We start from the raw sequence: 13,140 nt of genomic DNA, 5'->3' as shown, positions 1-13,140 counted from the left end.
GCTTTTTTAATTTTAATAATCGCATTTACTTGTATAAAACAAGCTTGTCAAATTATAGTAATAAGTATAGGTTTTATTACAAAGGAAAAGATATAAAGAAAAATGTTTACATATTGTTATATATGAACCTTTATCGACAAGGAGGATGTTAATGGACGCTATTGCCGAAAAAATAACAGAAATGCAAGGGTATAAACTCCATGTAATTGAAACAGATAAATACAAAACCAATACATTTGTTTGGAAAATGAAAGCTTTATTAACAAAAGAAGATGTAACGAAAAGAGCCCTTCTTCCACAGGTATTACAAAGCAGTTCAGCAAAATACCCAACTACCACTGCACTTCGTTCTTATTTAGATGAACTCTATGGAGCTACTCTTTTTGTAGATTTATCCAAAAAAGGTGAATACCATGTAATCAGTTTTTCTTTAGAAATAGCAAATGAAAAGTTTCTTAGTGACCCAAGCCCATTATTAAAGAAAGGGTTTGAACTGCTTGCAGAGATTTTAACTAAACCCAATGTTACTGGTAATGCGTTTGACAATGAAACAGTAGAAAAAGAAAAGCGAGCCCTCAAGCAGCGAATTCAATCGGTATTTGACGATAAAATGCGCTATTCGAATGTCCGCTTGTTACAGGAAATGTGTAAGGAAGAGCCATACGCTTTAGAGGTTAACGGAGAAGCGGCGGATGTGGCTGGCATAACTGCGGAAAATTTATATGAATACTTTAAAAGAGCCTTTTTAGAAGATGAGATGGACCTGTATGTGATTGGTGATGTAAAAGAAGAAGATGTAAAAAAACTTTCTTCTGAGCTGCTCCAATTTGAAAGCCGCACACCAAAAAGGGTGGAACAACAAAGTATTAACAAAAGATCGGATGTAAATGTAGTAAAAGAAGAGCAGGATGTAAAACAAGGAAAGTTAAATATGGGTTACCGCACAAATATTGTGTATGGCGATTCAGATTATTTTGCTCTTCAGGTGTTTAATGGAATTTTCGGTGGCTTTTCACATTCTAAGTTATTTATCAATGTTCGCGAAAAGGCAAGCTTAGCCTACTACGCTGCCAGCCGTTTAGAAAGCCATAAAGGGTTAATGATGGTCATGTCAGGAATTGATTTGAAAAACTATGATCAGGCAATAGGAATAATCAACGAGCAAATGGAAGCAATGAAAAAGGGCGATTTCACTGATCAAGAATTAGAACAAACAAAAGCAGTCATTAGAAATCAAATCCTTGAAACGATAGATACTTCTAGAGGGCTGACGGAAATCCTCTACCATAATGTTGTAGCACATACTGATATTGCACTGAATACCTGGCTGACGGAAATGGAAAAAACGACAAAAGATGAAATTGTTGCAGTTGCAAACAAAATAAATTTAGATACTATTTATTTCTTAACCGGAACGGAGGCGGGCAAATAATGGAGAAGATTAACTTTGACCAACTTCAAGAAGCACTGTACCATGAAAAAATGTCCAATGGCCTCAACGTCTATATTTTACCGAAGAATGGCTTTAATAAAACGTATGCGACCTTTACCACAAAATATGGTTCGGTTGATAATACCTTTATTCCATTGGGAAAAGACGAATACGTAAAGGTACCAGATGGAATTGCTCACTTTTTAGAGCATAAACTGTTTGAGAAAGAGGATGGGGACGTATTTCAGCAATTTAGTCGTCAAGGGGCTTCTGCAAATGCGTTTACCTCTTTTACTAGAACCGCCTATTTGTTTTCTAGCACATCTGATGTGGAAAAGAATCTAGAAACATTAATTGATTTTGTTCAAGAACCTTATTTTTCTGAAAAAACAGTTGAAAAAGAAAAAGGGATCATAGGCCAAGAAATCACGATGTATGATGACAATCCCGATTGGCGCTTATACTTTGGTTTGATTCAAAATCTATATCAAAACCATCCGGTGAAAATTGATATAGCCGGAACCATTGAATCCATTTCTCATATTACAAAGGATTGGTTATACGAATGCTATAATACCTTCTATCATCCAAGTAATATGCTGTTATTTATTGTTGGACCTGTTGACCCTGAAAAGATAATGAATCAAGTTAGGGAAAATCAGGCAAAGAAAGATTATAAGAATCAACCGGAAATCAAACGTAAATTTGAAGCAGAACCAACTCAAGCAGCTGAAAAAAAGCAAGTGCTTGAAATGAATGTCCAAACATCAAAAGCATTAGTAGGAATTAAAGCCCTCCATGTAGATCAAATGGGAGCGGAAATGCTAAAAAATGAACTAACGATGAATGTTTTGCTTGATCTGTTGTTTGGAAAAAGCTCAGAAAACTATAATCAGCTCTACAGTGAGGGTTTAATTGATGAAACGTTCTCATTCGACTATACACAAGAACAAGGTTTTGGCTTTGCAATGGTAGGTGGGGACACACGAGAACCGGATCAATTAGCTGAGAGATTAGAAAAGATGCTTTTGGATGCAAAAAAGAATAGTTCTATCACTGAGGAGCAGCTGGCAAGGGCTAAAAAGAAAAAAATTGGTACCTTTTTACGTGCAGTCAACTCACCAGAATATATTGCCAATCAATTCACTAGGTATGCATTTAATGATATGAACTTATTTGATGTCGTTCCTACATTAGAGAATATTTCGCTACAGGATGTTCAATCATTAGCAGCAGAAGTGATCTCGGAAGAACGCTTTTCAGTATGCCAAGTCATTCCAAAGAAAAAATAATGGAAGAAGCGTCGTTTACGCGGCGCTTTTTCTCCTGTTATTACATAGAGAGAGTGATCATAAAATGAAAAAATACGCACTCATTACGGGAGCAAGTGGTGGAATAGGACAAGCGGTTGCATGTAGATTAGCTGCTGAGGGATATCATTTGTATGTACATTATAATAAGAATAGCGATTCTATAAGTGAGTTAATGAAGAAGCTTGAACAATATGGCGGGGAGTATTTACCCATTCAGGCAGACTTATCAAATTCTAAGGGCTATGAGACAATCTCTTCTCAAATTTTTTCTTTAGATGCCATCATTCATTGTAGCGGGAATAGTCGTTATGGGCTGCTCATGGATATGGAGCTGGAAGATGCACAAGAATTAATGAATGTGCACGTGCTAAATCCAATAATGCTTACTAAGGAAATGCTGCCGAAATTTTTACACAAAGGGTCTGGAAGTATTGTGTTCATTTCATCCATTTGGGGTCAAACAGGTGCGGCGTGTGAAGTGGTTTATTCCGCTGCGAAGGGTGCACAAATTGCCTTTGTGAAAGCCCTCAGTAAAGAAGTGGCCTTAAATGGTATTCGGGTAAATGCAATTGCTCCTGGAGCAGTGGCCACGCCTATGATGAAAGGCTTTAATGAGGAAGAAATAGAGGAATTGTGTGAAGAAATCCCTATGGGAAGACTCGGGTTGCCTGAAGAAATAGCAGGAACAGTCATTTTCTTGCTTTCCAAAGACTCCTCTTATATCACAGGACAAGTACTTTCCGTTAATGGCGGCTGGTATACATAAATATACATTTTTTATTGTAATCGGAAATAAAATTCACAAGTTATTCATGTATAGGACACACCTCTTCTTCGCAAAATAACCTTGTACTAATTTAAAGGAGGTAATGTGTCATGTCAGTTTTAGAAAACTGGAAACAATGGGAAGACTTTTTAGCTGATCGTCTTCATCATGCACAAAATGAAGGTATGAGTGAAGGTGCTATAGGCAACTTAGCTTTCCAAATTGGTGATTACTTATCAAAGCAAGTTGAACCAAAAAATGAGCAAGAAAGAATGCTTGCAGACCTTTGGTCAGTTGCTGATAAAGATGAACAGCAGGCTATTGCCAATATGATGGTTAAACTTATTCAAAATAACGGAAGCCGCTAGAAGAGAGGAGAGTTATCCTCTCTTTTTTTGTTGGTAAATAAATTTTTCCTTTGTTACATATAAATAGGCCATAATCTTTGTTTTTTCTTTCATCTTCATTCAAAATCATTTATTATAAGGTTTAGATGATTAGTTGTGAAAAAAATGTCGAAACTTCTTAGTAGGGGGTTTTTTATAATGAAAAAAGAATGGTATTTAGAATATGAGATTCAAAAAAACCGCCCTGGCCTTTTGGGGGATATTTCATCCTTATTGGGAATGCTCTCAATAAATATTGTAACTATTAATGGTGTGGATGAAGGAAGACGCGGACTTCTTATACTTGCAAAAGATGACGATCAAATTAAACGACTTGAGTCAATTTTACATACAATGGACACAATAAAATTGATTAAACTAAGAGAACCAAAACTAAGAGACAGATTAGCCGTTAGACATGGCCGGTATATCCAAAGAGATGCAGACGATAAAAAAACCTTTCGCTTTGTAAGAGATGAACTTGGATTATTAGTGGATTTTATGGCAGAATTATTTAAGCAGGAAGGACATAAGCTAATTGGAATTAGAGGAATGCCGCGAGTAGGTAAAACGGAATCACTGGTAGCAGCGAGCGTCTGTGCAAATAAGCGCTGGTTATTTGTCTCATCTACTCTACTAAAACAAACCATTCGAAATCAACTAATTGAAGATGAGTACAATGAAAATAACCTTTTCATTCTTGATGGAATTGTTTCAACTAGACGTGCAAATGAGCGGCACTGGCAGCTTGTCCGTGAAATCATGCGTTTACCTTCTGTTAAAGTTATAGAGCATCCGGATATTTTCGTGCAAAATTCTGAGTATACCCTCGATGATTTTGACTATATTATCGAACTCAGGAACGATGCAGAAGAAGAGATAACTTACGAGGTTGTTGATCAACATAATATGTTCTCCGGATCAGATTTTGGAGATTTTGATTTTTAATAAATTGGAAGGTGTTAACAGTTGACTGAATTAGGGAATCGACTAAAAGAAGCTCGATTAGCCAAAGGATTTAGCTTGGATGATGTCCAATCCATGACAAAAATTCAAAAGCGTTATTTAATTGGTATAGAAGAAGGAAATTATGCAAGCATGCCCGGAAATTTTTATGTTCGTGCATTCATAAAGCAATACTCTGAGGCGCTAGGTCTTAATCCGGACGAAATATTTGAGACCTATAAAAGTGAAATTCCGGTTGCTTATCATGATGAGTTACCTCAGCAGTTATCGAGAGTAAAGACCCACAAATCAATTAATGATGGGAATTCAAAAATTTTGAATCTACTTCCTAAAATATTAATTGGGGTGTTTGTGGTTGGGCTGGCAAGTCTCATTTATGTACTTGTAACAAATCATGCTGGTAATGATTCCAATGAATCACTCAGTAAAGAAAATGATCCAGTAAAATACGTCAAGTCCGAGAACCTTGAAAAAGCAAAAGAAGTTGAGAAGAAAGAAAAAGAGAAAGAGAAAGAAAAAGAGGAGGAGACCGCTAAGCAAAAAGAGGAAGAAAAAACTCCTGAAGTGGTCACTCCGACTCAAGAATTATCTGTCGTGCAAAGTGCTGGTCGTGATACGACCTACGAACTGAAAAATGCTGATAAATTTGTTGTGAAGTTGGTTGCTAAAGGCGGAGATGCCTGGGTTAGTGTTAAAAACGGGAAGGGGAAAACCTTCATTTCGGACACGCTTAGAATCAATGGGACCTCAAGTCAAACAGTGGATTTATCAGCAGAAACTTTGGCGACCATCAGGGTCGGCAATGCAGCTAACACTGAAATTTATATTAATGACCAAAAGCTTGAGTACGCCATTCCAGCAACAGCAAATGTTCAGAACATCAAGATTCAATATGTTCTGAAAAGCGAATAGTCATCAATCGATGACTATTTTCGCTTTCAATAACTACGCGGAGGAAAATTATGAATATTCCAAACAGAATTACAGTATCGAGAATATTATTAATTCCACTATTCTTGATTATTATGCTTGCACCTTTTGATTGGGGGGACATGCACCTATTCGGTGTAGAATTGCCAGTTACTCACTTTGTAGGAGCACTAATTTTCATTTTAGCTTCAACAACCGATTGGGTGGATGGTCATTATGCCCGTAAATATAATATGGTAACAAATATGGGGAAATTTCTTGACCCGCTAGCGGATAAATTACTAGTTTCAGCTGCTTTAATTGTTCTTGTTGAACTGAATGGTGTATATGCCCCTTCATGGATTGTCATCATCATTATCAGTAGGGAATTTGCTGTTACAGGGCTACGACTGCTACTTGCAGGTGAAGGTGAGGTAGTTGCAGCAAATATGCTCGGCAAAATTAAAACGTGGGCACAAATCGTGGCTATTTCAAGTATCCTACTACATAATACTATTTTTGAATTGATCTCCTTCCGATTTGATATAGTATCCTTATGGGTAGCACTTATTTTCACTATTTGGTCTGGTTGGGACTATTTTGCAAAAAATAGTCATGTCTTAAAAAATTCGAAATAGGTAACAATCTACTGGTAAAGAGGGCGAGAGTATGTTAAATGCTGAAATTATAGCAGTTGGTTCCGAGTTGTTACTCGGTCAGATAGTGAATACGAATGCCCGCTTTATATCGCAACAATTGGCGGGACAGGGTATTAATGTTTTTTATCATACTGTAGTTGGTGATAACCCTGACAGATTGAAGTCGGCGATTGAAATAGCTGAAAATCGTTCTAAAATCATTATCTTTACTGGTGGCTTAGGACCAACAAAGGATGATTTAACGAAGGAAACCATTGCTCGGCATCTTGGTAAACAATTAGTTATGGATGAAGCGGCGTTGGAATCGATTGAGCTTTTCTTTAAGCGGACAAACCGTGTGATGACAGAAAATAACCGTAAGCAAGCACTTGTATTGGACGGATCCCAAGTCCTGCCGAATGATCATGGGATGGCTCCAGGAATGGTTGTAAGTGGTGAAAATCATACATATATGCTTCTGCCGGGTCCTCCTAAGGAAATGGAACCGATGTTTATTCATTATGGGGCAAAGGCACTTTCATCGAAAGCTCAGTCGAATGAGAAAATTGTTTCAAGAGTGCTGCGGTTTTTCGGTATCGGGGAAGCCGCATTGGAAACAGAAATTATGGATTTGATCGATGCCCAAAGCAATCCAACGATTGCGCCACTTGCAGGGGATGGAGAGGTTACGTTACGACTTACTGCAAAACATACGGATGAGAATATTGCTCTTACTATGCTTGATGATGTAGAAGCTAAAATCTCTCAGCGAGTCGGAGAGTTTCTGTATGGCTATGATCATACTTCAATATTGGCTGAACTGACAAAAATGTTGAAAGATAGAAAACTTACGATTACTGCTGCAGAGAGTTTAACGGGAGGAATGTTCCAGCAGGAGCTAACGTCTATCTCCGGTGCGAGTACAGTGTTTAATGGCGGAGTGGTTTGTTATTCAAATGAGGTAAAACATCAGGTCTTACAAGTGAAACGGGAAACGCTAGATATGCATGGAGCAGTAAGTGAGCAATGTGCGCATGAATTAGCTGAAAATGCTGCAAGGATTTTTGATACGGATATCGGGCTCAGTTTTACGGGTGTTGCCGGCCCATCTGAGGTGGAAGGAAAGCCCGTAGGTACCGTTTATATTGGAATGGCAATGAAAGGGATGCCGACAAGAGTTGAAAAGCTTACGCTTGGCGGAACAAGGGAAGCAATTCGAAACCGTGCGGTGAAATACGGCAGCTACTTTATATTACGTAATTTAAAAGAGTCACAGAATACTAAATAGTGTTCTGTGATTTTTTATTTAAATTATGTTTTATAGTCTATACGACTAGAAGGAGCGAGTGACGGTGGAGTTGATTACGTAGAAGGAGTCTACGAGCCCAAACAGAGGGGAGAAAAGAGGAAACGGTCGCGTAGAAGGAGTCTATGAGCCCTAAGAGTAGGGAAAAAAGAGAAAACGGTCGCGTAGGAGCAGTCTACGAGCCCTAACAGAGGAGAAGAAAGAGGAAATGGTCGCGTAGAAGGAGTCTATGAGCCCTAAGAGTAGGGAAAAAAGAGAAAACGGTCGCGTAGGAGCAGTCTACGAGCCCTAACAGAGGAGAAGAAAAGAGGAAATGGTCGCGTAGAAGCCGTCTACGAGCCCAAACAGAGGGGAAAAAAGAAGAAACGTTCGCGTAGAAGCAGTCTCCGAACCCGAGCAGACGAAAAGAAAAAAGAACCGGTCATATAGAACAAGCATCTAACAATTATTCTCAACAAAGATTTCGGACAATTAACCCAAATGCCATTTAAAAGCTGAGATTTATACCTATTTATACAAAAAGTAGGGGGATATGCTATTTATTACATAAATAGCACATAGAAAACAATCGAATAAATGTTCGTTTTTTTACTCGACAAATACCTAAAAAGAAGGTATATTATTAATAGGTTTTAAATCGATAGATTTCAAGTATGTGTTTATATATAAGGGAGGAAAAGATTCGTGAGTGATCGTAAAGCGGCATTAGAAATGGCGTTAAAACAAATTGAAAAGCAATTTGGTAAAGGTTCCATCATGAAGATGGGAGAGAAAACTGATACAAGGATTCTTACGAGTCCGAGTGGGTCATTAGCACTTGATGCGGCACTTGGAGTTGGTGGATATCCAAGAGGCCGTATAATTGAAGTTTATGGCCCTGAGAGCTCAGGTAAAACAACTGTTGCTTTGCATGCAATTGCAGAAGTACAAGCAAAAGGTGGACAAGCAGCGTTTATTGACGCTGAGCATGCCCTAGACCCAGCATATGCACAAAAATTGGGTGTTAATATTGATGAGTTATTGTTATCGCAGCCTGATACGGGTGAACAAGCACTTGAAATCGCAGAAGCACTTGTTCGAAGCGGTGCAATTGATATTCTTGTAGTTGACTCAGTAGCAGCATTAGTACCAAAGGCTGAAATTGAAGGTGAAATGGGAGATTCTCACGTTGGTTTACAAGCTCGCTTGATGTCCCAAGCACTGCGAAAACTATCTGGTTCCATTAACAAATCAAAGACGATCGCTATCTTTATTAACCAAATTCGCGAAAAAATTGGAATCATGTTTGGTAATCCCGAGACAACACCAGGTGGACGCGCATTAAAATTCTATTCTACTGTCCGTATTGAAGTGCGTCGTGCAGAGGCGTTAAAGCAGGGAAATGATATCGTTGGTAATAAGACAAAGATAAAGATCGTTAAGAATAAAGTTGCTCCTCCTTTCCGTACGGCAGAAGTAGACATTATGTATGGAGAAGGTATTTCTAAAGAGGGCGAAATCATCGATTTAGGCTCCGAACTAGATATCGTTCAGAAGAGCGGTTCATGGTATTCCTATAATGATGAAAGACTAGGTCAGGGCCGTGAAAATGCCAAGCTTTTCTTAAAAGAAAACCCTGATGTCCGTCTTGAAATTCAACAAAAAATCCGTGAGCACTACGGCTTAGATGGTGAAAAGTTCGTGACGGAAGTTGAAGAAGAAGAGGAATTTAATTTACTAGATAATTAATAGAGCAAAGCCCCCTTTGGGTTTTGCTTTTTTGATAATATTGAATAATAATTCAAATCTCGGAATAATTATTCAACTTATACATCTGTTATCCCATGAAAAACTGATGACGAATTCTAAATATTTAAAAAAGCCTAGTGGACTAAGCCTTGACAATGAATATTCACAGCTTTACAATTAACATGTATATTTTACATTTTTGGTAATATTACAATTTGAAAAGCATTGGTGCTTGCTGTATGTTGAGTCTAAACAATGTACATGCCGACACTTAAAAATGTAACAAAAGTTCATAGCAAGAGGAGGTGTAACGATGGACCTAATTACTATCATCTCCATTTTGCTTGGCCTTATCGTCGGTGCCGTTGTTGGCTATTTTGTTCATAAATCCATTGCTGAAGCAAAAGTAGCTGGTGCAAAGAATGCTGCTGAGCAGATTCTTGAAGATGCTAAACGTGATGCTGATTCATTGAAAAAAGAAGCTTTGCTGGAAGCAAAGGATGAAATTCACAAGCTTCGAACAGAAGCAGAGCGTGAGGTTCGTGAACGAAGAAATGAAATGCAAAAACAAGAAAACCGTTTACTGCAAAGAGAAGAGAATTTAGATCGAAAAGAGGAAACGTTAAACAAGCGTGAAAATCTTTTAGAAAAGAAGGATGATTCTCTAAACCAAAGACAACAGCATATTGAAGAGATGGAAAGCAAAGTGGACGAGTTGATAAGAACACAACAAACTGAACTCGAACGGATTTCGAGCTTAACTCGTGAGGAAGCTAAAGCGATCATTATTGACAAGACGGAGCAGGAACTTGTCTACGACACTGCAATAATGATTAAGGAAAGCGAAAATCGTGCAAAAGAGGAAGCAGATAAGAAAGCGAAGGAAATCCTTTCTCTAGCTATCCAACGTTGCGCTGCTGACCATGTTGCGGAGACGACTGTATCAGTCGTTAACCTTCCAAATGACGAAATGAAGGGCCGGATTATTGGCCGTGAAGGACGAAATATCCGTACACTTGAAACATTAACGGGAATTGATTTGATTATTGATGATACTCCTGAAGCTGTTATTCTATCAGGCTTTGATCCTATTCGTCGAGAGACAGCCCGCTTAGCACTAGAAAAACTAGTTCAAGATGGCCGAATCCATCCTGCACGTATTGAGGAAATGGTAGAAAAATCTCGTCGCGAAGTGGATGAGTATATTCGTGAAGTCGGTGAGCAGACCACTTTTGAAGTGGGTGTGCATGGACTCCATCCAGATCTTATTAAAATTCTTGGTCGCTTAAAGTTCCGTACAAGCTACGGTCAAAACGTATTAAAGCATTCAATGGAAGTGGCACAGCTTTCTGGTCTACTTGCTGCTGAGCTTGGACAAGATGAAACTCTAGCTCGTCGTGCAGGATTGCTTCACGATATTGGTAAAGCAATTGACCATGAAGTGGAAGGTAGCCACGTAGAAATTGGGGTTGAACTGGCAACCAAATACAAAGAACATCCAGTTGTTATTAATAGTATTGCGTCACACCATGGTGATACAGAGCCTACATCCATTATCGCCGTACTGGTTGCCGCTGCTGATGCATTGTCAGCTGCTAGACCAGGTGCACGTAGTGAAACTCTTGAAAACTATATCCGCCGCCTAGAGAAGCTGGAGGAGATTTCTGAATCCTATGAGGGAGTTGAAAAATCCTTTGCGATACAGGCTGGTCGTGAAGTACGTATTATTGTAAGACCAGATGCAGTTGATGATCTTGCTGCTCACCGATTAGCACGAGATATTCGTAAGCGAATTGAAGAAGAGCTAGATTACCCTGGACATATTAAAGTCACAGTTATTCGTGAAACACGAGCTGTAGAATACGCAAAATAAAGCGGTGCATTTGCACCGCTTTATTTATTGGATACAGCCGGTGATTAAATTATTTTTGATTGTGATACAATTGAATCAACTAAAATTTCTTATTGACGAAAGGAAAAATAATGAATTTACTTTTTATCGGAGATGTGGTCGGCTCACCAGGCCGGGACATGGTTAAGGAATATTTACCAAAACTAAAAGAGAAATTCCGGCCTACCTTTACCATTATCAATGGGGAAAATGCTGCAGCAGGCAAGGGGATTACAGAAAAAATCTATCGTGAATTTTTAGGGTATGGCGCACAGGCAGTTACGCTTGGAAACCATGCTTGGGATAATCGAGATATTTTTGAGTTTATCGGTTCAGCAAAAAATATGATAAGGCCAGCGAATTTTCCAGAAGGTACACCGGGGCAAGGGATGGCATTTTTTAAAGTTAATGAGTTTGAGATTGCAGTCATTAACCTTCAAGGAAGAACCTTTATGGCACCATTAGATTGTCCTTTTAAAAAAGCTGATGAGTTAGTTGAAAAGGCAAGGGAAAGAACCCCATTTATCTTTGTTGATTTCCATGCAGAAGTGACGAGTGAAAAACAAGCCATGGGGTGGTACTTAGATGGAAGAGTATCAGCAGTTGTTGGAACCCACACACACGTCCAAACAGCTGATAGCCGAATTCTACCTGCTGGGACTGGGTATTTATCAGATGTGGGCATGACAGGTCCGTATGACGGCATATTAGGTGTTGAAAGAGATGCTGTCCTTAAAAGGTTCCTTACCAGCCTTCCAGTCCGTTTTGAAGTAACTACGGCAGGTAGAAACCAGTTAAGCGCTGTTTATATCGAACTAGATCGTAAAACAGGATTGACGAAGAAAATCAGTCCTATTTTAATAAACGATGACCATCCGTTTTATTCGTAAGAGCAAAAGAACCCCTTTTGCTCTTTTTTTAAATTATAAGAATGTATAAAATGCGACTTCGAGAATTGTCCAGCTCCAGCGCCTAGCCCCTCGGGTCAAATAACCTTCGGCAATAAAAGTCAAAAGGCCGACTTTTCTTGCCGAAGAACATTTGCCTGTCGGGGCTGATCAAGGCGCTTGCGCTTTTCTAAGTTGAAATGTCACTTAATTGTTCAAAGGGAATCAAGGCTTTTTTTTGTCCAAGCCGGAATATGTCTTTTGCAGGCTGAATATAGTAGCAGTGGAAAGTTATAACCTGATTTGTACATGAAACTGCTCATGCGGGATCGGGATTTTTTAAGGAGGAGCTAGGAATGGAAATATTAAAAGTTTCAGCAAAATCTAATCCTAATTCTGTAGCTGGTGCACTTGCCGGGGTTCTGCGTGAAAGAGGTGCAGCAGAAATACAGGCCATTGGTGCGGGTGCATTGAACCAAGCCGTAAAGGCAGTAGCAATTGCACGAGGATTTGTAGCACCTAGCGGAGTTGATTTAATCTGTATCCCTGCGTTTACCGATATTTTAATTGATGGGGAAGAACGCACAGCTATCAAACTAATCGTTGAACCTCGGTGAAAGAGATAGACTATTTTCCGGGGGGCAAAAAAAGGTACTTCTTATTTTTCCTGCTTGTTTGAAACAAGCGGGTTTTTTTATTTCCAGGGTAGTCATAGTTGTATATAAAAATATTATTCTAATATACAAGAGAAATGTATAAAATATCAATTGCCTTTAGTGATAAATCGTGCAAAACCGCATAAGAATAACAGTTTTTATCTGCTATTTATCTATTTTTTGCTTTAAAGTAAAACAGTGAATTTCAAATAATAAAAAAATATTCATATTTTAGACAATATTTGGTGTGAAAGGGTTGCAA

Annotated in this window: 12 protein-coding genes; all 12 read left to right on the top strand. The window is 38.7% G+C overall.

Features of this window, described 5'->3' with window-relative positions; translation table 11 throughout:
- Positions 1-151: 151 nt before the first annotated feature.
- The 12 genes from yfmF (at position 152) to spoVS (ending at position 12,839) form a co-directional block, all read left to right on the top strand.
- Positions 152-1,432 (top strand): EF-P 5-aminopentanol modification-associated protein YfmF, encoded by a 1,281-nt coding sequence (gene yfmF / locus QFZ87_RS18950; RefSeq protein ID WP_309864914.1) that lies wholly within the window; start codon positions 152-154, stop codon positions 1,430-1,432.
- Complete coding sequence (gene yfmH / locus QFZ87_RS18945; RefSeq protein ID WP_309864912.1) at positions 1,432-2,724, top strand: EF-P 5-aminopentanol modification-associated protein YfmH; 1,293 nt, start codon at positions 1,432-1,434, stop codon at positions 2,722-2,724. Before yfmF ends, yfmH begins: the two co-directional genes overlap by 1 nt.
- A gap of 64 nt (positions 2,725-2,788) precedes the next feature.
- On the top strand, positions 2,789-3,511 hold the full coding sequence (gene ymfI / locus QFZ87_RS18940; RefSeq protein WP_309864909.1) for an elongation factor P 5-aminopentanone reductase: 723 nt from the start codon (positions 2,789-2,791) through the stop codon (positions 3,509-3,511).
- 110 nt (positions 3,512-3,621) lie between these two features.
- Positions 3,622-3,879 (top strand): DUF3243 domain-containing protein, encoded by a 258-nt coding sequence (locus QFZ87_RS18935; protein ID WP_309864905.1) that lies wholly within the window; start codon positions 3,622-3,624, stop codon positions 3,877-3,879.
- Between the two features lie 174 nt (positions 3,880-4,053).
- A complete protein-coding gene (locus QFZ87_RS18930) occupies positions 4,054-4,845 on the top strand; it encodes a DUF3388 domain-containing protein (RefSeq protein WP_308084215.1) in 792 nt (263 codons plus the stop codon).
- 21 nt (positions 4,846-4,866) lie between these two features.
- Positions 4,867-5,775, top strand: a complete 909-nt coding sequence (locus QFZ87_RS18925; protein ID WP_309864902.1) for a helix-turn-helix domain-containing protein — start codon at positions 4,867-4,869, stop codon at positions 5,773-5,775.
- Between the two features lie 50 nt (positions 5,776-5,825).
- Positions 5,826-6,410, top strand: coding sequence for a CDP-diacylglycerol--glycerol-3-phosphate 3-phosphatidyltransferase (pgsA, locus tag QFZ87_RS18920; RefSeq protein WP_308080141.1), 585 nt, complete (start codon positions 5,826-5,828; stop codon positions 6,408-6,410).
- 31 nt (positions 6,411-6,441) lie between these two features.
- Positions 6,442-7,698: a competence/damage-inducible protein A gene (locus tag QFZ87_RS18915; protein WP_309864899.1), complete on the top strand. Its 1,257-nt coding sequence runs from the start codon at positions 6,442-6,444 to the stop codon at positions 7,696-7,698.
- A gap of 702 nt (positions 7,699-8,400) precedes the next feature.
- A complete protein-coding gene (recA, locus tag QFZ87_RS18910) occupies positions 8,401-9,444 on the top strand; it encodes a recombinase RecA (RefSeq protein WP_308080140.1) in 1,044 nt (347 codons plus the stop codon).
- Positions 9,445-9,757: 313 nt separating this feature from the next.
- Complete coding sequence (gene rny, locus QFZ87_RS18905) at positions 9,758-11,317, top strand: ribonuclease Y (RefSeq protein ID WP_309864895.1); 1,560 nt, start codon at positions 9,758-9,760, stop codon at positions 11,315-11,317.
- A 110-nt stretch (positions 11,318-11,427) separates the two neighbouring features.
- Positions 11,428-12,225 (top strand): TIGR00282 family metallophosphoesterase, encoded by a 798-nt coding sequence (locus tag QFZ87_RS18900; protein WP_309864893.1) that lies wholly within the window; start codon positions 11,428-11,430, stop codon positions 12,223-12,225.
- 353 nt (positions 12,226-12,578) lie between these two features.
- A complete protein-coding gene (spoVS, locus tag QFZ87_RS18895) occupies positions 12,579-12,839 on the top strand; it encodes a stage V sporulation protein SpoVS (protein WP_003211281.1) in 261 nt (86 codons plus the stop codon).
- Positions 12,840-13,140 lie beyond the last annotated feature (301 nt).

The organism is Bacillus sp. SLBN-46, from assembly GCF_031453555.1.
Taxonomy (GTDB): Bacteria; Bacillota; Bacilli; order Bacillales; family Cytobacillaceae; genus Neobacillus.
This window is presented reverse-complemented; position numbering and strand designations above follow the sequence as displayed.